Consider the following 22,597-nt stretch of genomic DNA (forward strand, 5'->3'; position numbering starts at 1 on the left):
CCCATGCGCCTCGTCTTCGCCGGCACACCCGCCGTCGCCGTCCCTTCCCTGCGCGCGCTCGCGTCGGGGCCGCACGAGATCGTCGCGGTCGTCACGCGCGACGACGCGCCCCTCGGCCGCAAGCGCGTGCTGACCCCGTCGCCGGTCGCGCAGGCCGCAGACGAGCTCGGTCTGCCGATCATCAAGGCCGACCGCCTCGACGCCGACGTCACCGCCCGCATCGCGGAGCTCGAGCCTGAGCTCGGGGTGATCGTGGCCTACGGCGGGCTCGTGCGCGAACCGCTGCTGTCGACGCCCGCGCACGGCTGGATCAACCTGCACTTCTCGCTGCTCCCGCGCTGGCGCGGCGCCGCCCCCGTGCAGCGCGCGCTCATGGCGGGCGATGCGGTCACGGGCGCGAGCGTCTTCCAGCTCGTCGCCGCACTCGACGCGGGCGACGTGTTCGCCGAGGAGCGCTACGAGGTACCGGCCGGGGCCACCTCGGCCACGGTCCTCGACGACCTCGCCGAGATCGGCGCTCCGCTGCTGGCCCGCGTGGTCGACGGCATCGCCGACGGCTCGGCGACCGCGACTGCGCAGCAGGGCGAGCCGACCCTCGCTCCCAAGCTCACCCTCGACGACGGTGCCCTCGATCTGACCCGGGATGCCGAGAGCCTCCTGCACCAGATCGCCGGGGTCACGCCCGAACCCGGGGCCCACACCACTTTCGACGGGGCGCGCTTCAAAGTGCTGCGCGCCGCCTACGCCGACGCGCCCCCGTTGCCGCCGGGCCGGGTCGCGGCATCCGGAAAAGACGTCGTCGTCGGCACGGGCACCACGCCGCTGCGCCTCGACACCGTGCAACCCGCAGGAAAGGGAGCGATGAACGCGAGCGATTGGTTCCGCGGCCTCCGCACCGACGAGCCGGAGCTCGGCGCATGAACGTGCAGGGAGCCCGTGCCGTGGCCTACGAGGTGCTGCGCGCCGTCTCGGGCGACGAGGCCTACGCCAATCTGCTGCTGCCGCACGCGATCACCCGTCAGAAGCTGGACGCCAAAGACGCAGGTCTCGCGACCGAGCTGACCTACGGCACCCTGCGCCGGCGGGGCACGTACGACGCGATCATCGCCGCAGCCGCCGACCGCACGGTCGACCGGATCGACCCGGCCGTGCTCGACGCCCTCCGCTTGGGCGTGCATCAGCTGCTGTCGACCCGCGTCGCCTCGCACGCCGCGGTGAACGAATCGGTGGAGCTCGCGCGTCGGCATGGCGGGGGCCGCGGAGCCGCCGGCTTCGCCAACGCGGTGCTGCGCCGGGTGTCGCGCGATAATCCCGGGCAGTGGATGCAGACCATCTCGGCGGCCGCGCGCAGCGACGACGAGCGCCTCGGCCTGACCACCTCGCACCCCGTGTGGATCGTGCGGGCGCTCCGCCGCGCGTTGACCGCCGAGGGGCGCGCCGACGAGCTCGACGGACTGCTCGAGGCCGACAACGTCGCCCCGCGCGTGGCGATGATCGCCCTGCCGGGCCTCGCCGAGGTGCCGGAGGACGCGACCCCGACGAAGTACGCCCCGACCGCCTTCACCACCCGTGGGGGAGACCCCGAGGGACTGATCCGCTCGTCCGGCGGCACGATCCGCGTGCAGGACGAAGGGTCGCAGCTCGCCGCCCTCGCCCTCAGCCGTGCCCTTCCCGTGCGCGAGGGCGAGCGCTGGCTCGACCTGTGCGCGGGGCCCGGTGGGAAGACCGCGCTGCTCGCCGCCGAGGCCCTCGCCCACGGAGCGACGCTGGACGCCAACGAGATCGCCCCGGCCCGAGCGGGGCTGGTGCGCCAGGCCGTGGCATCCGTGCCTCTCGAGGTCGAGGTGAGCGAGGAGGACGGGCGCGAGCGCGCGGCGCGGATGCCGGGGGAGTACGACCGCATCCTCGTCGACGCCCCGTGCACCGGCATCGGCGCCCTGCGACGCCGGCCCGAGGCGCGCTGGCGCAAGACGCCGGCCGACGTGCCCGACCTCACCGCGCTGCAGCAGGAACTCGTGCTCGCCGCCTTCGAGGCCCTGAAACCCGGGGGAGTCGTGGCCTACGTCACGTGCTCCCCGCACCTGGCCGAGACCTCGGGCGTGCTGGCCGAGGTGAAGCGCGCGCTCGGCGATGCGGTCGAGGAGCTCGACGCGCGCGCGGTGGTGCGCGAGATCGCCGAGATCGAGATCGACCTGCCCGACCAGGCCGACGGGTCGCTCCGTGCGCAGCTGTGGCCGCACCGCCACGGCACCGACGCGATGTCGATCGCGCTGCTGCGCAGGCGCTGACCGGCGTCCCACCCGCGCGGGGCGTGGGGGGTCAGTTCTTGTCGCCTGGACGAGCTCTCGGCGACACTCTTCGACCCCTCACGCGATCGGCGACGACGACGGCGCGCCCATAATGGTCGGGTGCCTACCGACGCCCCGCGCATCAACCCGAGCATCCTCGCCGCCGACTTCGTGAACATGGAGGCCGAGCTCGCGCGCATCGCGGGAGCCGACTTCGTGCACGTCGACGTGATGGACAACCACTTCGTGCCGAACCTCACGTTCGGGCCGCAGATGGTAGGCCGCATCCAGGAGACCAGCCCCGTTCCGCTGGACGTGCACCTGATGATCGACGACCCCGACCGCTGGGCTCCGGCGTACGCCGAGCTGGGTGCGGCATCCGTCACCTTCCATCTCGAGGCCGCGGCGTCGCCCGTCACCCTCGCCCGGCAGCTGCGCGCGATGGGCGCGCGCGCCGGAGTGGCCGTGAAGCCCGGAACCCCGGTCGAGAACCTCTTCGACTCGCTCAACGAGTTCGACCAGATCCTCGTGATGACCGTCGAGCCCGGTTTCGGGGGGCAGTCGTTCATGCCCGAGACCATGCCGAAGCTCCGCTCGCTCGCCGACGAGGCGAAGCGCCGCGGCGCCAGCGTCTGGCTGCAGGTCGACGGCGGCATCGGCGAATCCACGATCGCCCAGGCCGCCGAAGCCGGGGCCGACACGTTCGTCGCGGGCTCCGCGGTGTTCGGCGCCGACGACCCCGATCGCGCGATCCAGTCGCTGCGCGCCTCGGCCGCCCGCCACCGCCACTGAACACCGCACGCGGCGCCCGTTGAGGTCGAGCTCCCGCGCCGCGCTCGCGTCGAGCCCGCGGCGTGCCCGCGTCGCGCCGCGCTCGAGCGCGCTGCGCGCCGGCCCTGCCGCACCCACGCATAAACGCGATCCACACGCATGAACACGCTCTCCTCGTGTTTCCGCGCGCAGAAAGCGTTGATGCGTGACAACGCCACGGCATCCGGATGCCGAGACCCCGCGCCCCACCGCACACACACCCCGCGGACAGACCCACCCCCGCCGACCCGATACCCTGGAACCGTGAAAACTTTCGACGACCTGTTCGCGGAACTCAGCGCCAAGGCCGTCGAGCGACCCGCCGGCTCCGGCACCGTCGCTCAGCTGGATGCCGGCGTTCACGCCATCGGCAAGAAGATCGTCGAAGAGGCCGCCGAGGTGTGGATGGCCGCCGAGTACGAGTCCGACGCGGCCGCGGCCGAAGAGATCTCGCAGCTGCTCTACCACCTGCAGACGCTCATGCTCGCGAAGGGCCTGTCGCTCCAGGACGTCTACCGACATCTCTGAGCCGCGCTCCTCCACCTCCAGCTCACACAACACGAAAGCCCCCGTCATGCTGCGAATCGCCGTGCCGAACAAGGGGTCGCTCGCCGAGACCGCCGCCGAGATGCTCTCGGAGGCCGGTTACACCGGACGTCGCGACTCGAAAGACCTGTACACCGTCGACCCCGTGAACGAGGTCGAGTTCTTCTACCTCCGTCCGCGTGACATCGCGACCTACGTCGGCTCGGGTGCGCTCGACGTCGGCATCACCGGCCGCGACCTGCTGCTCGACGCCCGCATGCCCGGCGCGCGCGAGGTCGAGTCGCTCGGCTTCGCCGGTTCGACGTTCCGCTTCGCCGGCCGCCCCGGCCGTTTCACCGACATCGCCGACCTCGAGGGTCTGCGCGTCGCGACGGCCTACCCGGGCCTGGTCGACGCCTTCCTCGACGAGCGCGGCATCGCCGTCGACATCGTCCCGCTCGACGGTGCGGTCGAATCGGCCGTGCAGCTCGGAGTGGCGGATGCCGTGGCCGACGTCGTCTCGACCGGGACCACGCTGCGCCAGGCAGGTCTCGAGATCTTCGGGCCGGTCCTGCTCGAGTCCGACGCCGTGCTGATCGCCGGTCCCCAGGAGGCCGAGGGCACCGAGACGTTGCTGCGGCGCCTGCGCGGCGTGCTCGCCGCCCGCACCTACGTGCTGATCGATTACGACCTGCCCGCTCACCTGATCGAGCAGGCGGTCGCCGTGGCCCCGGGCCTGGAGTCGCCTACGATCTCGCCGCTGCGCGACCCCGAATGGGTGGCCGTGCGGGTCATGAGCCCGCGCCGCGACGTCAACCAGGTCATGGACGCCCTCTACGCGATCGGCGCGCGCGCGATCCTCGTCACCGAGATCCTCGCCGCGAGGCTCTGATGACCCTCGCGCGTCGCGTCATCCCCTGCCTCGACGTCGCCGCGGGCCGCGTCGTCAAGGGCGTCAACTTCCTCGACCTGCGCGACATGGGCGACCCGGTCGAGCTCGCCAAGCTCTACTTCGAGCAAGGGGCCGACGAGGTCACTTTCCTCGACGTGACCGCCACGGTCGACGAGCGCTCGACCACCTACGACGTCGTGCGCCGCACGGCCGAGCAGGTCTTCATCCCGCTCACCGTCGGCGGGGGAGTGCGCTCGAGCGACGACGTCGCCCGCCTGCTCGCGGTCGGCGCCGACAAGATCGGCGTCAACTCGGCCGCGATCGCACGGCCCGCCCTGATCGATGAGATCGCCGACCGCTTCGGCGCGCAGGTGATCGTGCTCTCGCTCGACGTCAAGCGCGCGGCATCCACCCCCTCGGGCTTCGTCGTCACCACCCACGGCGGCCGCACCGAGACCACGCTCGACGCCCTCGAGTGGGCGCGCGAGGCGGTCGAGCGCGGAGCCGGCGAACTGCTCGTCAACTCGATCGACGCCGACGGCACCAAGCAGGGCTTCGACCTCGAGCTCGTGCGCCTCATGCGCCAGGTCGCCGCGGTCCCGGTCATCGCCTCGGGCGGGGCGGGCGCGCTCGAGCACTTCGCCCCGGCCGTGCAGGCCGGCGCCGACGCCGTGCTCGCGGCATCCGTGTTCCACTCCGGCCAGCTCACCGTGGGACAGGTCAAAGACGCCATGGCCGCCGAAGGGATCGAGGTGCGCCGATGAGCGTCGACCGTGTGAAGTACGCCGCCGACGGTCTCGTTGCCGCAGTGATCCAGCAGTTCGACTCGCGCGAGGTGCTGATGGTGGGGTGGATGGATGCCGAGGCCCTGAACCGCACGCTCACCACCGGTCGCGTGACGTTCTGGTCGCGATCGCGGCAGGAGTACTGGCGCAAGGGCGACACGTCGGGCCACATCCAGGTGGTCAAGGGCGCGCGCCTGGACTGCGACGGCGACACCCTGCTGATCGAGGTCGACCAGGTCGGCGCCGCGTGCCACACCGGCGACCACACCTGCTTCGACTCCGACGACCTGCACCCGGTCGTGGGGGAGCGCTGATGCGTCGCGGCCGCTCCACGGCGGTGCTCGCGATGCTCCTGACCGGCGCGATCGGGGTGATCGCATCGACCCAGACCTGGATCGACGTCACCCTCGACGACGGATCGCAGCAGACGCTCGCGGTGCCCGGCGCCGAGGCCCTGCCGGTGCTCACCCCGCTGAGCCTCGCCGCCCTCGCCCTGGGCGCCGCCCTCTCGATCGTCGGCCCCGTGATGCGGTACGTCTTCGGCGCGCTCGGCGTGCTGATCGCCGCCCTCGTCGGGTTCGGCGCCGCGCAGCTGCTGTTCGCCACCCCCGTGTCGGCGACCGCGGCGACCGTCACCGATGCGACGGGGATCTCGGGCACGGATGCCGTGGCCGCCCTGGTCCAAGACCTCGCGCTCACGCCGTGGCCGGCCGTGACCTTCATCGCGCAGATCGTCCTGCTCGCGGCATCCGTCTTCACCCTCGTCACGGCGCGACGCTGGGCCTCGGGCGCGAGCCGCAAGTACCGCACGGCCGAGGAGGCCGCGGCGACCGGCACCGGTCGTCCGCACGACGCGATCGACTCGTGGGACGACCTCTCGCGCGGCGACGACCCGACCGCCTGAGCGATCCTCGCGACATCGAGACGTCGGCGCGGGGACGGCACCACCGTTTCGGTAGACTGGACGCACGCTTTCCCCCGCGCTCGCGCGCGACTGTAAGGAGCCCCATGAGCAACCCCATCGGCGATCCCGGCCACGGACACTCGCCCGCCGCCTGGACGACCGTGATCATCATGCTGGTCGCGATCACGCTCGGCACGCTGTTCTTCTGGTTCGACATGCCGGTCATGGTGTGGGCGTCCGTGGGTCTGCTCGTCGTCGGCGCGATCGTCGGCTTCGTCATGACCAAGGCCGGTTACGGCGCGAACGGCGCGAAGTCCAACCCGAAGGCCCACTGATCGTGCTGGCCGATCTCACGGCCGGAGCGGTGGAAGACGCCGAGCAGCGCGCCCAGTCGCGTCCGCTCGCGGATGTCGAGCGCGACGCCCTCGCGCAGACTCCGGCTCGCGATGCGCTCGCGATGCTGGCTCCCGCCGACCGCGTGAAGATCATCGCCGAGGTCAAGCGCGCGAGCCCCTCGCGCGGCGACCTCGCCTCGATCCCCGACCCCGCTCGTCAGGCGCGCCTGTACGAAGAGGGCGGCGCCTCGGCGATCTCGGTGCTCACCGAGGGGCGCAAGTTCAAGGGCAGCCTCGCCGACCTCGAGGCCGTCCGTGCCGCCGTGAGCGTCCCCGTACTGCGCAAGGACTTCATCGCGACGCCCTACCAGGTGCTCGAGGCGCGCGCGTCGGGAGCCGACCTGGTACTGCTCATCGTGGCCGCCCTCGACGACAAGACCCTCGGCGAGCTCTACGGCCTCGTCACCGACCTGGGCATGACCGCCCTCGTCGAGACGCACTCGGCCGACGAGCTCGAGCGCGCGTCGCAGCTGGGTGCGAAGCTCATCGGCGTCAACGCGCGCAACCTCTCGACCTTCGAGCTCGACCGCGACCTGTTCGGTTCGCTGGTCGAGCGTTTCCCCGCGGATGCCGTGAAGATCGCCGAATCGGCCGTCCTCGCCCCCGCCGACGTGGCGCACTACCGCGCGGCGGGTGCTGACGTCGTGCTCGTGGGCGAGGCCCTCGTCACCGGCGACCCCGTCGCCACGCTCCGCGCGTTCCTCCAGGAGTCCTGATGACCACCGTGCCCGACCAGAAGCTGCGCGACCAGAAGGGGCCGTTCTTCGGCGACTTCGGCGGGCGCTACATGCCCGAGTCGCTCATCGCGGCGATCGACGAGCTCACCGCGGTCTACGTGTCGGCGATGGCCGACCCGGAGTTCCACACCGAGCTGCGCGCTCTGCTGCACGACTACGCGGGTCGCCCCTCGGTGCTGACCGAGGTGCCGCGCTTCGCCGCGCACGCGGGAGGCGCGCGCGTCTTCCTCAAGCGCGAAGACCTCAACCACACCGGTTCGCACAAGATCAACAACGTGCTGGGCCAGGCGCTGCTGACCAAGCGCCTCGGCAAGACGCGCGTGATCGCCGAGACCGGAGCCGGCCAGCACGGCGTCGCCACCGCGACCGCCGCGGCCCTGTTCGGCCTCGAGTGCGTCGTCTACATGGGCGAGGTCGACACCGAGCGCCAGGCGCTCAACGTGGCCCGCATGCGCCTTCTCGGCGCCGAGGTCATCCCCGTCACGACCGGCTCGCGCACGCTGAAAGACGCGATCAACGAGGCCTACCGCGACTGGGTCGCCTCGGTCGAGACGACCAACTACATCTTCGGCACCGCCGCGGGCCCGCACCCGTTCCCGGCGATGGTACGCGACTTCCAGAAGATCATCGGCGAAGAGACCCGCGCGGAGTTCCTCGAGCGCCTCGGCCGCCTCCCCGACGCGGTGTTCGCGTGCGTCGGCGGCGGATCGAATGCGATCGGCATGTTCGACGCGTTCCTCGACGACGAGGGCGTCGCCCTCTACGGCGTCGAGGCGGCGGGCGACGGCGTCGACACCCCCAAGCACGCGGCCTCGATCGAGCGAGGTCGCCCCGGCGTCCTGCACGGTGCGCGCACCTACGTGCTGCAGGACGAAGACGGCCAGACCACCGAGTCGCACTCCATCTCGGCCGGGCTCGACTACCCGGGCGTCGGCCCCGAGCACGCGTGGCTCGCCGACATCGGCCGCGCCCAGTACATCCCCGCCACCGACGACGAGGCCATGCAGGCCCTGCGTCTGCTCTCGCGCACCGAGGGCATCATCCCGGCCATCGAGTCGGCCCACGCCCTCGCCGGAGCCCTGCGCATCGGTCGCGAGCTGGGTCCGGATGCCGTGATCGCCATCAACCTCTCGGGTCGCGGCGACAAGGACATGGACACCGCGGCGCGCTACTTCGACCTGTACGACGCCGAGCACGCACCCGAGGGTCCCGAGGGCGCCCCGCAGACGCGTGCGGCCGAGACCGTGGCATCCGCCCCCGGCTCGCCCGTCGACGTGACCCCGGCTCCGGACGCCGCCAGCGGCGCGGGAGTCGAGCTGTGACCTCTCGCGTCTCGGCGGCCATCGACGCCGCCCACGCCGAGGGCCGTGGCGCCTTCGTCGGCTACCTCCCCGCCGGCTTCCCCGACGTCGCGACCAGCATCGAGGCGGCCGTCGCGCTGGCCGAGGCCGGCGCCGACGTCATCGAGCTCGGCCCGCCCTACAGCGACCCGGTGATGGACGGCCTGGTCATCCAGGAGGCCACGCAGACGGCGCTCGCGAACGGGTTCCGCATGCGCGACCTGTTCACGATCATCCGCGAGGTCACCGCGCGCACCGACGTGCCCGTCCTCGTGATGACCTATTGGAACCTCGTCGAGCAGTACGGCGTCGACCGTTACGCCGACGAGCTCGTCGCCGCGGGCGGTGCGGGCCTCATCACGCCCGATGTGACCCCGGATGCCGCGTCGCAATGGATCGAGACGAGCAAGCGCGCCGGCCTGGACCGCGTGTTCCTCGCCGCCCCCACCTCGTCGGACGAGCGTCTGAAGATGATCGTCGAAGCCTCCACCGGCTTCGTCTACACCGTGTCGACCATGGGCATCACGGGCGAGCGCACCTCGCTCGACGCCGCCGCGCGGAGCCTCGTCGAGCGCCTGCGCTCGTTCGGCGCCGCGCACGCGTGCGTCGGGATCGGCATCTCGAACGCCGAGCAGGTCGCGGGTGTCGTGGAGTACGCCGACGGTGCGATCGTCGGTACCGCGCTGGTGAAAGCGCTGCGCGACGGCGGCGTCGAGGGGCTCTCCTCGCTCGCGAAGGAGCTGTCCGCGGGCGCTTCGAAGCGCGCCTAGACTCGTCTGCATGACGTTCGCCCTCTCGAGCGCCGCCTCCGGCGTGCTCGCCAGCATCCCGAGCCCGACGATCTCCTACGTCGATCTCGGTCCGCTCCGCATCCACTTCTATGCCCTGTGCATCGTCGCGGGCATCATCGTCGCGGTGTTCCTCACGAACGCGCGTCTGACGCGTCGCGGGGCCGAGAAGTGGGTCGTCATCGACATCTGCCTGCTGGCGGTGCCCCTCGCCATCGTCGCGGCGCGCATCTACCACGTGGCCACGCACGCGGGCTTCTACTTCGGCCCCGGCTCCAACCCGTGGAACATCACGCAGCCCGGATCGGTGTGGGCCATCTGGGAGGGCGGCATCGCCATCTACGGCGCCCTCATCGGCGGCGCAATCGGCGCCTTCCTCGGGTGCAAGTGGACCGGCATCCGCTTCTGGACCTTCGCCGACGCGCTCGCGCCGGGCCTCATCATCGCCCAGGCCATGGGTCGCTTCGGCAACTGGTTCAACCAGGAGCTCTTCGGCCAGCCCACCGACCTGCCCTGGGGTCTGCAGATCGACTCCGGCAACCCGGCCATCCCGGTCGGCCTGCCCGCCGGCACCCTGTTCCACCCCACCTTCGCCTACGAGGTCATCTGGAACCTGCTGGGCGCCGCGGTCATCCTCTACCTCGGCAAGCGCTTCACCCTGCAGTGGGGCAAGCAGTTCGCGATCTACCTGGTCTGGTACTCCGCCGGACGCATCGTGTGGGAGTCGATCCGCGTCGACCCGAGCGACATCATCCTGGGGCTGCGCACGAACGTGTGGGCCGCCATCTTCGGCGTGATCCTCGGCATCGTCATCTTCATCGTGCAGTCGCGCCGCCACCTCGGTCTCGAGCCCTCGCCGTACGCGCCCGGGCGCGAATCGAAGGCTCCGGGGGCTGTAGACTCAGGCGACCCCTCTGACTTCGTCGACGTGAGCGAGCCGCCCGCGACGAGCGACACCGTCGGCACCAGCGCCACAAGCAGCCCCGCCACGAACTAACACTCTGGGCCGACGTCGTCCCATTCGAAGCATCAACGTGAGGACGGTTGATATGGCTTCCAGCCTGCGCTCCGACACCGTCGGAGGCACATTCCCCGCCCGACAGGGAATGTACGACCCGTCGTTCGAGAAAGACGCCTGTGGCCTCGCCATGGTCGCCACTCTCCGCGGCGAAGCCGGTCACGACATCATCGACCTGGCGCTGACGGCGCTGCGCAACCTCGAGCACCGCGGCGCCATCGGCTCCGACGCGGGCACGGGTGACGGTGCCGGCATCCTGACCCAGATGCCCGACGCGTTCCTGCGCGAGGTCGTCGACTTCGATCTGCCGCCGGTGGGGGAGTACGCCGCGGGCATGATCTTCCTGCCGCTCGGCCACGACGAGCGTCAGACCATGAAGTCGGGCATCGAAGAGCTCGCGCGTCACGAGAACCTCGAGGTGCTCGGCTGGCGCGAGGTGCCCGTCGAGACCGAGAACCTCGGCAAGCTCGCCTTCGAAGCGCGGCCCGCATTCGAGCAGCTGTTCATCTCACGCCCGGCCACGGGCGACGAGCCGGCGCTGTCGGGCATCGCGCTCGACCGTCGCGTCTACCGCCTACGCAAGCGCGCGCGTCACGAACTCCAGGCGTACTTCGTGTCGCTGTCGAGCCGCACGCTCGGCTACAAGGGCATGGTCACCACGCTGCAGCTCGAGCCGTTCTACCCCGACCTCTCCGACGAGCGCTTCGCCTCGGAACTCGCGGTCGTGCACTCGCGCTACTCCACGAACACGTTCCCGTCGTGGCCGCTCGCGCAGCCGCTGCGCATGCTCGCGCACAACGGCGAGATCAACACCGTCAAGGGCAACCGCAACTGGATGCGCGCGCGTCAGTCGCAGCTCGAGTCCGAGCTCATCGGCGACGTACGCCCCCTGCTGCCCATCTGCACCGAGGGCGCGAGCGACTCGGCGTCGTTCGACGAGGTGCTCGAGCTGCTGACCCTCACCGGTCGCAGCCTGCCGCACGCGGTGATGATGATGGTGCCCGAGGCCTACGAGAAGCAGGCCACGATCGACCCCGACCTGCGCGCCTTCTACGACTACCACTCCATGCAGATGGAGCCGTGGGACGGCCCCGCCGCGCTGATCTTCACCGACGGCACGCTCGTGGGCGCCACCCTCGACCGCAACGGACTGCGCCCGGGCCGCTGGACCGAGACGACTGACGGCCTCGTGGTCATCGGCTCCGAGACCGGCGTGCTCGACTTCGCACCCGAGCGCATCAAGCGCCGCGGCCGCCTGCAGCCGGGCCGCATGTTCCTCGTCGACACGGCCCAGCGCCGCATCGTCGAAGACGAGGAGATCAAGGCCGACCTCGCCGCCTCGCAGCCGTGGGGCGAGTGGGTCAGCAAGGGCCGCGTCAAGCTCAGCGAGCTGCCCGAGCGCGAGCACATCGTGCACCCCATCGCCTCGATCACGCGCCGCCAGCGCACCTTCGGCTACACCGAAGAAGAGGTGCGCATGCTGCTGACCCCCATGGGCCAGGGCGGCACCGAGCCGCTCGGTGCCATGGGCAGCGACGCACCCGTCGCCGTGCTCAGCGACCGCCCGCGTCTGCTGTTCGACTACTTCTCGCAGCAGTTCGCGCAGGTCACCAACCCGCCGCTCGACTCGATCCGCGAAGAGGTCGTCACGTCTCTCTCGCTGGGTCTCGGTCCCGAGCGCAACCTGCTGGCGTGGGGTCCCGACCACACGCGCACGGTGACCCTCGACTTCCCCGTGATCGACAACGACGAGCTGGCGAAGATCCAGCACATCGACACCGCCCTGCCGGGCCGGTCGTCGGTGACGATCCGCGGCCTGTACCGTGTCGAGGCCGGGCACAAGGGTCTGCAGAAGCGCCTCACGCAGATGTGCACCGAGGTCGACCAGGCCATCGAGGACGGCGCCGAGTTCATCGTGCTCAGCGACCGCGACTCGAACAAAGACCTGGCGCCGATCCCGTCGCTGCTCATGCTCGCGGCCGTGCACCACCACCTCATCCGCAAGGAGACCCGCATGAAGGTGGGTCTCGTGGTCGAGGCCGGTGACGTGCGCGAGGTGCACCACGTGGCCACCCTCATCGGCTACGGCGCCTCGGCGGTCAACCCGTACCTGGCGATGGAGACCGTCGAGTACCTCGTCCGCGCGGGCTTCATCACGAACATCACGCCCGAGAAGGCCGTCAAGAACCTGATCTACGCGCTCGGCAAGGGCGTGCTGAAGATCATGTCGAAGATGGGCATCTCGACGGTGTCGTCGTACGCCGGCGCCCAGGTGTTCGAGGCCGTGGGACTGTCGCGCGACTTCATCGACGCGTACTTCACCGGCACCGAGACCAAGCTCGGCGGCGTGGGACTCGACGTCATCGCGGCCGAGAACGCCGCGCGCCACGAGTACGCCTACCCGCAGGACGCGGCGGCCCGCGCGCACGAGCGCCTGTGGACCGGTGGCGAGTACCAGTGGCGTCGCGACGGGGCACCGCACCTGTTCAACCCCGACACGGTGTTCCGCCTGCAGCACGCCACGCGCGAGCGCCGGTACGACATCTTCCGCGAGTACACGCACCTGATCGACGACCAGGCGCACGAGCTGAAGACCCTCCGCGGTCTGTTCGGCCTGCGCACGGGCCTGCGGCCGGCCGTGCCGATCGACGAGGTCGAGCCCGTCTCGGCGATCGTCAAGCGTTTCTCGACCGGTGCGATGAGCTACGGCTCGATCTCGAAAGAGGCGCACGAGGTGCTCGCCGTCGCGATGAACCGCATCGGCGGCAAGTCGAACACCGGTGAGGGCGGAGAAGACGTCGACCGGCTGCTCGACCCCGAGCGTCGCAGTGCCATCAAGCAGGTGGCATCCGGTCGCTTCGGGGTGACGAGCCTCTACCTGACCAAGGCCGACGACATCCAGATCAAGCTCGCGCAGGGCGCCAAGCCCGGCGAGGGCGGTCAGCTGCCGCCGACCAAGGTGTACCCGTGGGTGGCGCGCACGCGTCACGCGACCGCGGGCGTCGGGCTCATCTCGCCGCCGCCGCACCACGACATCTACTCGATCGAAGACCTCAAGCAGCTCATCTTCGACCTCAAGCGCGCCAACCCCTCGGCCCGTATCCACACCAAGCTGGTCAGCCAGTCGGGGATCGGTGCGGTCGCGGCGGGTGTCGCCAAGGCGCTGAGCGACGTCATCCTGGTCTCCGGTCAGGACGGCGGCACGGGCGCGAGCCCCATGAACTCGCTCAAGCACGCCGGCACCCCCTGGGAGCTGGGCCTGGCCGAGACGCAGCAGACGCTCATGCTGAACGGCATGCGCGACCGCGTCGTCGTGCAGGTCGACGGTCAGATGAAGACCGGTCGCGACGTCATCATCGGCGCCCTGCTCGGTGCCGAGGAGTTCGGCTTCGCCACCGCTCCGCTCGTGGTCTCGGGCTGCATCATGATGCGCGTGTGCCACCTCGACACCTGCCCCGTGGGCGTCGCGACGCAGAACCCCGTGCTGCGCGAGCGCTTCACCGGCAAGGCCGAGTACGTCATCAACTTCATGGAGTTCATCGCCCAGGAGGTGCGCGAGTACCTCGCCGCCCTCGGCTACCGCTCGATCGACGAGATCGTGGGTCGTTCGGAGCTCCTGGATGCCAACGAGGCGATCCAGCACTGGAAGGCGCGCGGCCTCAACCTCGCGCCGATCCTCGAAGGACCTCGCTTCGCCGACGACGAGCCGCGTCGCCACGCGCGCAACCAGAACCACGAGCTCGAGGAGCACTTCGACGTGCAGCTCATCGAGCGCGCGCAGGACGTCATCGCGCACGGCGGTCAGCTCACGATCGACCTGCCGATCCGCAACACCGCTCGTGCGGTGGGCACGATGCTCGGCCACCACGTCACCAAGGCGCGGGGCGAGCACGGACTGCCCGAGAACACGATCGACGTGCGCCTGACCGGTTCGGCCGGACAGTCGTTCGGCGCGTTCATGCCCGCCGGCATCACGCTGCGTCTCGAGGGCGACTCGAACGACTACGTCGGCAAGGGCCTCTCGGGCGGCACGATCGTCGTTCGTCCGCCGCGCGGTTCGACCTTCGCCGCGTCCGAGAACGTCATCGCCGGAAACGTCATCGGCTACGGCGCCACGCAGGGGCAGATGTTCCTCAACGGCGTCGTGGGCGAGCGCTTCCTCGTGCGCAACTCGGGTGCGACCGCGGTCGTCGAGGGCGTGGGCGACCACGCGCTCGAGTACATGACCGGTGGTCTCGCCGTGATCCTCGGCGCCACGGGCCGCAACCTGGGTGCCGGCATGTCGGGCGGACAGGCCTACGTCTACAAGCTCGACCGCGACCTCGTGAACCGCGAGGCCATGGCATCCGGTGAGCTCGAACTCGGTCCCCTCGGAGCAGGGGATGCCGAGATCCTGCGCGACCTGCTCGAAAAGCACGTCGCGGAGACCGATTCCACCCTCGCGCGTCGTCTGCTCGACGACTTCGAGACCGAGGTGGACAACTTCGTTCGGGTGCTGCCACGCGACTACGCCGCCGTGCTGCAGACCCGCCAGGAGGCGGTGTCGGAGGGGCTCGACCCCGACGGCGACGTCGTCTGGAAGCGCATTCTGGAGGTGACGGGTGGCTGACCCGAAAGGTTTTCTCAAGACCACGGAGCGCGAGCTTCCGAAGCGTCGTCCCGTTCCGGTCCGCATCATGGACTGGAAAGAGGTGTACGAGCCGGGTGACTCGGCCGTCATCAAGCGCCAGGCCGGTCGCTGCATGGACTGCGGCATCCCGTTCTGCCACAAGGGCTGCCCGCTCGGGAACCTGATCCCCGAGTGGAACGACCTCACGTGGCGCGGCGAGGGTCGCGCGGCCATCGAGCGCCTGCACGCGACCAACAACTTCCCGGAGTTCACCGGTCGCCTGTGCCCCGCGCCCTGCGAGAGCTCGTGCGTGCTCGGCATCAACCAGCCGGCCGTCACGATCAAGCAGGTCGAGGTCTCGATCATCGACGAGGCGTTCGGCAACGGCTGGGTCGAGCCCGAGCCGCCCGAGCGCCTGACCGGCAAGACGGTCGCCGTCGTGGGCTCCGGCCCCGCCGGACTCGCCGCCGCCCAGCAGCTCACGCGCGCCGGGCACACGGTCGCGGTGTTCGAGCGCGACGACCGCATCGGCGGTCTGCTGCGCTACGGCATCCCCGACTTCAAGATGGAGAAGCGCCACCTCGAGCTGCGCCTGCGCCAGATGCAGGCCGAGGGCACGCGTTTCCGCGCGGGCGTCGAGATCGGCAAGGACATCTCGTGGAGCGACCTGCGGGCGCGCTACGACGCGGTCGTGGTGGCCACCGGCTCCACGGTGCCGCGCGACCTCGCGATCCCGGGCCGCGACCTCGACGGCGTGCACTACGCGATGGAGTACCTCATCGAGGGCAACAAGGCCGTCGCGGGCGACCAGGTGCCGCACCAGATCACCGCCGAGGGCAAGCACGTCGTCGTCATCGGCGGCGGCGACACCGGCGCCGACTGCATCGGCACCGCGCACCGTCAGGGCGCGCTGAGCGTGACCAACCTCGCCATCGGCAAGCAGCCCCCGTCGGAGCGCCCGGCCGAGCAGCCGTGGCCGATGATGCCGAACCTGTTCGAGATGGCATCCGCTCACGAAGAGGGCGGGGAGCGCACGTTCCTCGCCTCCACCGTGGAGTTCCTCGGCAACGCCGCGGGCGAGGTGCGCGCGCTGCGCGTCGCCGAGACCGAGTACCTCGACGGTCGTCGCGTGCCCAAGAGCGGCACCGAGCGCGAGATCCCCGCCGACCTCGTGCTGATCGCGATGGGCTTCACCGGTCCCGAGCGCGACGCGCTCGAGCAGCAGCTCGGCACGCAGTTCACGAACCGCGGCAACCTCGAGCGCGACGCGACGTACGCCACCACCACTCCCGGCGTGTTCGTGGCCGGCGACGCGGGTCGCGGTCAGTCCCTCATCGTGTGGGCCATCGCCGAGGGTCGCGCCGCGGCCGCGGAGGTCGACACGTTCCTCATGGGCGAAACGGTGCTGCCCGCACCGGTGCGCCCGACCGATGTCGCCATCGGCCTCCTGCCCGCCTAAGCTGGCAAGGGCCGATCGGCCACTTCCCGAAAATCCTCACGGAGCTTGAAAACGGATGAGACGCGCCAAGATCGTCGCAACACTCGGGCCCGCCACGTCGTCGTATGAGATGGTTCGCGCCATCATTGACGCCGGGGTGGACGTCGCCCGCCTCAACCTGAGCCACGGAGATTATTCCGTGCACGACGCCAACTTCGCCAATGTGCGCAAGGCCGCGGAGGACGCCGGTCGCCCGGTCGCCGCCCTCGTCGACCTGCAGGGCCCGAAGATCCGCCTCGGCAAGTTCGAGAACGGTCCTCACGACCTGCTGCCCGGCGACATCTTCAAGATCACCATCGAAGACATCCTCGGCACCAAAGAGATCGTCGGCACGACCTTCAAGGGTCTGCCCCAGGACGTTCGCCCCGGCGACTTCCTGCTGATCGACGACGGAAAGGTGCGCGTCGAGGTCGTCGAGACCGACGGCACCGTCGTCACCACCCGCGTCGTCGTGGGCGGTCCGGTCTCGAACAACAAGGGCATCAACCTGCCCGGCGTCGCCGTCAACGTCCCCGCCCTGAGCGAGAAGGACGAAGCCGACCTCCGCTGGGGCCTGAGCGCCGGTGCCGACCTCATCGCGCTGTCGTTCGTGCGCGATGCGAAAGACATCGAGCGCGTGCACGAGATCATGGCCGAAGAGGGACGCTACGTGCCCGTCATCGCCAAGATCGAGAAGCCGCAGGCGGTCGACAACCTCGAAGAGATCATCGACGCCTTCGACGCCATCATGGTCGCCCGCGGTGACCTCGGCGTCGAGCTGCCGCTGGAGGCCGTGCCGATCGTGCAGAAGCGCGCGGTCGAGCTGGCCCGTCGCATGGCCAAGCCCGTCATCGTGGCGACGCAGATGCTCGAGTCGATGATCAACAGCCCGGTGCCCACGCGCGCCGAGACCAGCGACGTCGCCAACGCCGTTCTCGATGGCGCGGATGCCGTGATGCTCTCGGGCGAGACCAGCGTCGGCGACTACCCGGTCGTCGTCGTCGAGACGATGGCCCGCATCGTCGAGTCGACCGAGGAGCACGGCCTGGAGCGCATCGCGCCCCTGACCAACAAGCCCCGCACGCAGGGTGGCGCCATCACCCTCGCCGCCGTCGAGGTCGCCGACTTCGTCGAGGCCAAGTACCTCTGCGTCTTCACCGAGTCGGGAGACTCGGCCCGTCGCATGTCGCGCCTGCGCTCGACGATCCCCATGATCGCGTTCACGCCCGAGCCCGGCATCCGCCGTCGCCTGGCGCTGACGTGGGGCGTGCGCTCGACCCTGGTCGAGCACGTGTCGCACACCGACAAGATGTTCCTGCAGGTCGACGATTACCTGCTCTCGCACGACCTGGCCAAGGTCGGCGACAAGGTGGTCGTGATCTCCGGTTCCCCTCCCGGAATCGCCGGCTCGACCAACGACCTGCGCGTGCACCGCGTGGGCGATGCCGTGCACGGTGCGGCTCCCGGTTACCAGGAGGTCTGACCCTCCGACGACGCGCGCCGGTTCTCCGGCGCGCGTCGTCGCGTTCCCCCCGGTAAGTTGGGAACGCAACACCTGCCGGTGTGGCGGAATGGCAGACGCGGAGCACTCAAAATGCTTTGTCGCAAGACGTGTGGGTTCGAGTCCCACCACCGGCACGCTTTCCCACATCCCGGTCGAGACCGGGGTTGTCCGCATTCGTCGTTCTAGGATGGTCCCGTGACTGATCAAGAAGCCGCTCCGGCTACCGCCCCGACCGCACCCCGCCGCGTCGTCGTCGCGGAAGACGAGTCGCTCATCCGCCTCGACATCGTCGAGATCCTCCGCGACAACGGCTACGACGTCGTGGGCGAAGCGGGCGACGGCGAGACCGCCGTCCAGCTGGCCACCGAGCTGCGCCCCGACCTCGTCATCATGGACGTCAAGATGCCGCAGCTCGACGGCATCAGCGCCGCCGAGAAGCTCAGCAAGAACCACATCGCCCCCGTGGTGCTGCTCACCGCGTTCAGCCAGAAAGAGCTGGTCGAGCGCGCGAGCGAGGCCGGCGCCCTGGCCTACGTGGTCAAGCCGTTCACGCCGAACGACCTGCTGCCGGCGATCGAGATCGCGCTGGCCCGCTACGAGCAGATCATCACGCTCGAGGCCGAGGTGGCCGACATGGTCGAGCGCTTCGAGACCCGCAAGCTCGTCGACCGGGCCAAGGGCCTGCTCAACGAGAAGATGGGCCTGAGCGAGCCCGAGGCCTTCCGCTGGATCCAGAAGGCGTCGATGGACCGCCGCCTCACCATGCAGGACGTCGCCAAGGCGATCATCGAGCAGCTGGCCCCCAAGAAGGCCTGACGCTCCCTCCGACACGGAATGGATGCCACTTCGGTGGCATCCATTCGTCGTTTCCGGCACGGTGATCCGCGCCACCCAGGTGGCTGAGCCCGTCGACGGCCCGCGGCAGAGGTGGCTGAGCCTGTCGAAGCCACTGGCCACACGCAGGCCCCTCGCGGCACAGGTGGCTGAGCCCGTCGAAGCCACCGGCCACACGCAGGGCCCTCGCGGCACAGGTGGCTGAGCCTGTCGAAGCCACCGGACACACACGCAGGACCCGCGTCAGAGGTGGCTGAGCCCGTCGAAGCCACCGGCCACACGCAGGGCCCTCGCGGCACAGGTGGCTGAGCCCGTCGAAGCCACCGGCCACACGCAGGCCCTCGCGGCCCAGGTGGCTGAGCCTGTCGAAGCCACCGGACACACACGCAGGACCCGCGACACAGGTGGCTGAGCCTGTCGAAGCCACCGGACACACACGCAGGACCCGGACCCTCCGACAGGCTCAGGGACCTCCACCCGCGATCAGCGCGCGGGGGCGTCCTTGATGAGGTTCGTGATGCGGATCGTCGAGCATCGGCGACCCTGCTCGTCGGACACCGCGATCTCATGCACGGTGAGCGACCGGCCGAGGTGGATCGGGGTGCAGACGCCCGTGACGATGCCCGAGGTGGCCGAGCGGGTGTGCGTGGCGTTGATGTCGATGCCGACCGCCAGACGCCCCGAGCCGGCGAAGAGGTTGGCCGCCATCGACCCGAGCGATTCGCCGAGCACCACGTAGGCCCCGCCGTGCAGCAGGCCGACGGGCTGGGTGTTGCCCTCGACGGGCATGGTGGCGACGCAGCGGTCGACGGTGAACTCGACCCACTCGATGCCCATCTTCTCGGCGAGGGCGCCCATTCCGCGCTGCTTCGCCCAGTCGAGGCCGGCGGACGTGTCAGGGGTCGTGGAGGTCATCATCGCCTTCGATCGGGCCGGGCCGGGGGAGTGTCCGTGGTTCTCGTTACGCTGGAGGGGTGACGGATGCCGAAAAGCCTACTCTCCTCGTCGTCGACGGCCACTCGCTGGCCTATCGGGCGTTCTACGCGTTGCCGGTCGACAACTTCTCGACGAAGGACGGCCAGCACACCAACGGCATCTACGGGTTCCTGTCGATGTTCGTGAACCTCGTGAAGGCCGAGAAGCCCACGCACCTCGCCGTGGCGTTCGACACGTCGCGGCAGTCGTTCCGCACGCGCGAGTACGCCGAGTACAAGGCGAACCGCAGCGAGTCGCCCGCGGAGTTCAAGGGGCAGATCCCGCTGCTGCAGGACTGCCTGCGCGCGATGGGCGTGCCGGTGCTGACGAAGGAGGACTTCGAGGCCGACGACATCCTCGCCACCCTCGCCACCCAGGGCGAGGAGCAGGGCTTCACGGTGCTGGTCTGTTCGGGCGACCGCGACACGATCCAGCTCGTGACCGACGACGTCACGCTGCTCTACCCCAACGTGCAGGGCGTCTCGCAGCTCAAGCGCTACGACACCGAGGCCGTCATCGAGAAGTACGGCCTGCCGCCCGCGCAGTATCCCGAGATCGCCGCCCTCGTCGGCGAGACGAGCGACAACCTGCCGGGTGTGCCCAAGGTCGGCGAGAAGACCGCCGTGAAGTGGCTGACCCAGTGGGGCTCGCTCGATGCCCTGCTCGAGAACGCCGACAAGATCACCGGCGTGGTGGGCAACAACCTGCGCGAGCACATCGACGGCGTGCGCCGCAATCGTTCGCTGAACCGTCTGCTGCGCGACGTCGAGCTCCCCGTCGGTCCCGGCGAGCTGAAGATGCACCCGCTCGACGCCCAGGCCGTCCGCGACATCTTCGCTCGCCTGGAGTTCCGCACCCTGCTGCCGCGCGTGTTCGACGCGCTCGGCGGCGACGCGGGCATCGTCGAAGAGCAGCGTCCCACCGCGACCGCTCCGACGCCCGCGCAGCTCGATGCCGCCGCCCTCGCGGCGTGGGCTGCAGCGGCCACCGGCGAGGTCGGGGTCACCGTCACCATGGCCGGCGGCGCCCCCACCGCGATCGGACTCGCCTCGGCCGACGCCGCGGTTGAGGCCGAGTGGACGCCCGCGGTGCGCGACGCGCTGGCCGAGTGGCTGGCATCCGACGCCCCCAAGGTCTTCGCCGACGCGAAGCCTCAGATCAAGGCGCTCGCCCGCGAGGGCGTGACGGTGGCCGGCGTGGCGTTCGACGTGATCCTCGCCGGGTGGCTCGTGCGCCCGAGCTTCCCCGACAAGACGCTCGGCGACCTCGTGGAGCGCATGCTCGACGAGAAGCTGCCGGTCGCCGACCCGACGCAGTTGGTTCCCGAGACCGAGGGCGCGACCCCGAGCCAGCTGTCGTGGTTCACCCGCCGCGTCGCCGAGGCGCAGCGCGCCGACATGCCCGAGACGGTCGCGAGCGTGCTCGACGACATCGAACTGCCCACGCTCACCGCCCTCGCCGACATGGAACTCGCGGGTGTCGCGGTGTCGCACGAGAAGCTCTCGAGCTTCTCGACCGAGCTCGGCGCCCGCGCCGATGCGCTTGCGCGCGACGCTTACGCCGCGATCGGTCACGAGGTCAACCTCGGTTCGCCGAAGCAGCTGCAGGAGGTGCTGTTCGACGAGCTACAGCTGCCCAAGACGCGCAAGACCAAGAGCGGGTACACGACGGATGCCGCGGCCCTCGCCGACCTGCAAGAGAGCGCGCCGCACCCGTTCCTCGACCTGCTGCTGCGCCACCGCGAGGCGACGAAGCTGAAGCAGATCATCGATGCGCTCGACACGGCCACCGGTGCCGACGGCCGCATCCACACCACCTACGTGCAGACCGGCAGCCAGACCGGGCGCCTGTCGAGCACCGACCCGAACCTGCAGAACATCCCGATCCGCACCGAGGAGAGCCGTCGCATCCGCGCGGCGTTCGTCGTGGGCGAGGGCTACGAGACGCTCCTCACCGCCGACTACTCGCAGATCGAGATGCGCATCATGGCGCACCTGTCGGGCGACCCCGGGCTCATCGAGGCCTTCAACTCGGGCGAAGACCTGCACCGCTTCGTCGGCGCGCGCGTCTTCGGCGTCGAGCCGGCCGAGGTCACCCCGGCCATGCGCACCAAGGTCAAGGCGATGTCGTACGGCCTGGTGTACGGCCTGTCGGCGTTCGGCCTGTCGAAGCAGCTGCGCATCGAGCAGTCCGAGGCCAAGAAGCTCATGCTCGAGTACTTCGCCCGCTTCGGCGCCGTGCGCGACTACCTGCGCGGGTCGGTCGAGCAGGCCCGCCAAGACGGCTACACCGAGACGATCTTCGGTCGACGCCGGCCGTTCCCCGACCTCACGAGCATGAACCGCGTGCTGCGCGAGAACGCCGAGCGCGCCGCGCTCAACGCCCCCATCCAGGGCAGCGCCGCCGACATCATGAAGGTCGCGCTGTTCCACATCCAGCGCGATCTCGCCGACGCGGATCTGCGCTCGCGCGTGCTGCTGCAGATCCACGACGAACTCGTGGTCGAGGTCGCGGCGGGGGAGTGGGACGAGGTCGAGAAGATCGTGCGTGCGCGTATGGCGGACGCCGCCGACCTGTCGGTTCCGCTCGACGTGCAGATCGGCCGCGGCGGCGATTGGGACGAGGCCGGGCACTAGCACCCGCGGTCGCCGCGCCCCGCCGCTGAGCCCGGGGCGCGGCATCCAGAACCGCCCACCTCGATGTGACGCACGCGCGC

General features: G+C 70.2%; 19 protein-coding genes and 1 tRNA gene. 19 read left to right on the forward strand and 1 reads right to left on the reverse strand.

The features are described 5' to 3' along the window. Window positions 1-3 precede the first annotated feature (3 nt). From fmt to ABXS86_RS03170, 18 genes are all read left to right on the forward strand, one after another. Window positions 4-921, forward strand: coding sequence for a methionyl-tRNA formyltransferase (fmt, locus tag ABXS86_RS03085; RefSeq protein WP_353665581.1), 918 nt, complete (start codon window positions 4-6; stop codon window positions 919-921). After that, window positions 918-2,288 carry an RsmB/NOP family class I SAM-dependent RNA methyltransferase gene (locus tag ABXS86_RS03090; RefSeq protein ID WP_307210985.1) on the forward strand — a complete coding sequence of 457 codons (1,371 nt, stop codon included), beginning with the start codon at window positions 918-920 and terminating at the stop codon, window positions 2,286-2,288. The genes fmt and ABXS86_RS03090 overlap by 4 nt, the downstream gene beginning before the upstream one ends. Before the next feature lie 120 nt (window positions 2,289-2,408). After that, entirely contained in the window at window positions 2,409-3,080 is a 672-nt protein-coding gene (gene rpe, locus ABXS86_RS03095; protein ID WP_353665582.1) for a ribulose-phosphate 3-epimerase, read from the forward strand. 282 nt (window positions 3,081-3,362) lie between these two features. Beyond that, window positions 3,363-3,626: a phosphoribosyl-ATP diphosphatase gene (locus ABXS86_RS03100; protein ID WP_307210981.1), complete on the forward strand. Its 264-nt coding sequence runs from the start codon at window positions 3,363-3,365 to the stop codon at window positions 3,624-3,626. A gap of 46 nt (window positions 3,627-3,672) precedes the next feature. Beyond that, entirely contained in the window at window positions 3,673-4,515 is an 843-nt protein-coding gene (gene hisG, locus ABXS86_RS03105; protein ID WP_056231810.1) for an ATP phosphoribosyltransferase, read from the forward strand. After that, the gene (gene hisF, locus ABXS86_RS03110) at window positions 4,515-5,279 is read left to right on the forward strand and encodes an imidazole glycerol phosphate synthase subunit HisF (protein ID WP_056231813.1); all 765 of its coding nucleotides are present in this window, start codon (window positions 4,515-4,517) and stop codon (window positions 5,277-5,279) included. Before hisG ends, hisF begins: the two co-directional genes overlap by 1 nt. Beyond that, on the forward strand, window positions 5,276-5,614 hold the full coding sequence (gene hisI / locus ABXS86_RS03115; protein ID WP_353665583.1) for a phosphoribosyl-AMP cyclohydrolase: 339 nt from the start codon (window positions 5,276-5,278) through the stop codon (window positions 5,612-5,614). Before hisF ends, hisI begins: the two co-directional genes overlap by 4 nt. Beyond that, window positions 5,614-6,204, forward strand: coding sequence for a Trp biosynthesis-associated membrane protein (locus ABXS86_RS03120; protein ID WP_353665584.1), 591 nt, complete (start codon window positions 5,614-5,616; stop codon window positions 6,202-6,204). The genes hisI and ABXS86_RS03120 overlap by 1 nt, the downstream gene beginning before the upstream one ends. A 104-nt stretch (window positions 6,205-6,308) precedes the next feature. Then, a complete protein-coding gene (locus tag ABXS86_RS03125; RefSeq protein WP_144833410.1) occupies window positions 6,309-6,539 on the forward strand; it encodes a DUF6704 family protein in 231 nt (76 codons plus the stop codon). 2 nt (window positions 6,540-6,541) lie between these two features. Then, on the forward strand, window positions 6,542-7,315 hold the full coding sequence (gene trpC / locus ABXS86_RS03130; RefSeq protein WP_307210971.1) for an indole-3-glycerol phosphate synthase TrpC: 774 nt from the start codon (window positions 6,542-6,544) through the stop codon (window positions 7,313-7,315). Beyond that, window positions 7,315-8,658, forward strand: a complete 1,344-nt coding sequence (gene trpB / locus ABXS86_RS03135; protein ID WP_353665585.1) for a tryptophan synthase subunit beta — start codon at window positions 7,315-7,317, stop codon at window positions 8,656-8,658. The genes trpC and trpB overlap by 1 nt, the downstream gene beginning before the upstream one ends. After that, entirely contained in the window at window positions 8,655-9,446 is a 792-nt protein-coding gene (gene trpA, locus ABXS86_RS03140; RefSeq protein WP_353665586.1) for a tryptophan synthase subunit alpha, read from the forward strand. Before trpB ends, trpA begins: the two co-directional genes overlap by 4 nt. Window positions 9,447-9,456: 10 nt before the next feature. Next, window positions 9,457-10,461: a prolipoprotein diacylglyceryl transferase gene (lgt, locus tag ABXS86_RS03145; protein ID WP_307210967.1), complete on the forward strand. Its 1,005-nt coding sequence runs from the start codon at window positions 9,457-9,459 to the stop codon at window positions 10,459-10,461. A gap of 52 nt (window positions 10,462-10,513) precedes the next feature. Next, window positions 10,514-15,091 carry a glutamate synthase large subunit gene (gene gltB / locus ABXS86_RS03150; RefSeq protein ID WP_353665587.1) on the forward strand — a complete coding sequence of 1,526 codons (4,578 nt, stop codon included), beginning with the start codon at window positions 10,514-10,516 and terminating at the stop codon, window positions 15,089-15,091. Next, a complete protein-coding gene (locus tag ABXS86_RS03155; RefSeq protein WP_307210963.1) occupies window positions 15,084-16,550 on the forward strand; it encodes a glutamate synthase subunit beta in 1,467 nt (488 codons plus the stop codon). The genes gltB and ABXS86_RS03155 overlap by 8 nt, the downstream gene beginning before the upstream one ends. 55 nt (window positions 16,551-16,605) lie before the next feature. Further along, on the forward strand, window positions 16,606-18,051 hold the full coding sequence (gene pyk / locus ABXS86_RS03160) for a pyruvate kinase (protein WP_353665588.1): 1,446 nt from the start codon (window positions 16,606-16,608) through the stop codon (window positions 18,049-18,051). A 74-nt stretch (window positions 18,052-18,125) separates the two neighbouring features. Beyond that, a tRNA-Leu gene (locus ABXS86_RS03165) sits at window positions 18,126-18,206 on the forward strand. Between the two features lie 61 nt (window positions 18,207-18,267). Beyond that, window positions 18,268-18,888 (forward strand): ANTAR domain-containing response regulator, encoded by a 621-nt coding sequence (locus ABXS86_RS03170; protein WP_144833393.1) that lies wholly within the window; start codon window positions 18,268-18,270, stop codon window positions 18,886-18,888. Window positions 18,889-19,389: 501 nt separating this feature from the next. Here ABXS86_RS03170 and ABXS86_RS03175 read toward each other — a convergent pair. Then, the gene (locus ABXS86_RS03175) at window positions 19,390-19,821 is read right to left on the reverse strand and encodes a hotdog fold thioesterase (RefSeq protein WP_251507320.1); all 432 of its coding nucleotides are present in this window, start codon (window positions 19,819-19,821) and stop codon (window positions 19,390-19,392) included. A gap of 59 nt (window positions 19,822-19,880) precedes the next feature. Between ABXS86_RS03175 and polA the strand changes: the two genes are divergently transcribed. Next, on the forward strand, window positions 19,881-22,517 hold the full coding sequence (gene polA, locus ABXS86_RS03180) for a DNA polymerase I (protein WP_353665589.1): 2,637 nt from the start codon (window positions 19,881-19,883) through the stop codon (window positions 22,515-22,517). Window positions 22,518-22,597 lie beyond the last annotated feature (80 nt).

The organism is Microbacterium sp. che218 (assembly GCF_040436305.1).
GTDB lineage: Bacteria > Actinomycetota > Actinomycetes > Actinomycetales > Microbacteriaceae > Microbacterium > Microbacterium algihabitans.

Excerpts from the sequence above, each read along its gene's own strand:
- ABXS86_RS03120 (WP_353665584.1), top strand. The coding sequence starts at position 5,614 with ATGCGTCGCGGCCGCTCCACGGCGGTGCTCGCGATGCTCCTGACCGGC.
- hisI (WP_353665583.1), top strand. The coding sequence starts at position 5,276 with ATGAGCGTCGACCGTGTGAAGTACGCCGCCGACGGTCTCGTTGCCGCA.
- ABXS86_RS03125 (WP_144833410.1), top strand. The coding sequence starts at position 6,309 with ATGAGCAACCCCATCGGCGATCCCGGCCACGGACACTCGCCCGCCGCC.
- lgt (WP_307210967.1), top strand. The coding sequence starts at position 9,457 with ATGACGTTCGCCCTCTCGAGCGCCGCCTCCGGCGTGCTCGCCAGCATC.
- hisF (WP_056231813.1), top strand. The coding sequence starts at position 4,515 with ATGACCCTCGCGCGTCGCGTCATCCCCTGCCTCGACGTCGCCGCGGGC.
- pyk (WP_353665588.1), top strand. The coding sequence starts at position 16,606 with ATGAGACGCGCCAAGATCGTCGCAACACTCGGGCCCGCCACGTCGTCG.
- trpB (WP_353665585.1), top strand. The coding sequence starts at position 7,315 with ATGACCACCGTGCCCGACCAGAAGCTGCGCGACCAGAAGGGGCCGTTC.
- ABXS86_RS03175 (WP_251507320.1), bottom strand. The coding sequence starts at position 19,821 with ATGACCTCCACGACCCCTGACACGTCCGCCGGCCTCGACTGGGCGAAG.
- gltB (WP_353665587.1), top strand. The coding sequence starts at position 10,514 with ATGGCTTCCAGCCTGCGCTCCGACACCGTCGGAGGCACATTCCCCGCC.
- fmt (WP_353665581.1), top strand. The coding sequence starts at position 4 with ATGCGCCTCGTCTTCGCCGGCACACCCGCCGTCGCCGTCCCTTCCCTG.
- hisG (WP_056231810.1), top strand. The coding sequence starts at position 3,673 with ATGCTGCGAATCGCCGTGCCGAACAAGGGGTCGCTCGCCGAGACCGCC.
- ABXS86_RS03090 (WP_307210985.1), top strand. The coding sequence starts at position 918 with ATGAACGTGCAGGGAGCCCGTGCCGTGGCCTACGAGGTGCTGCGCGCC.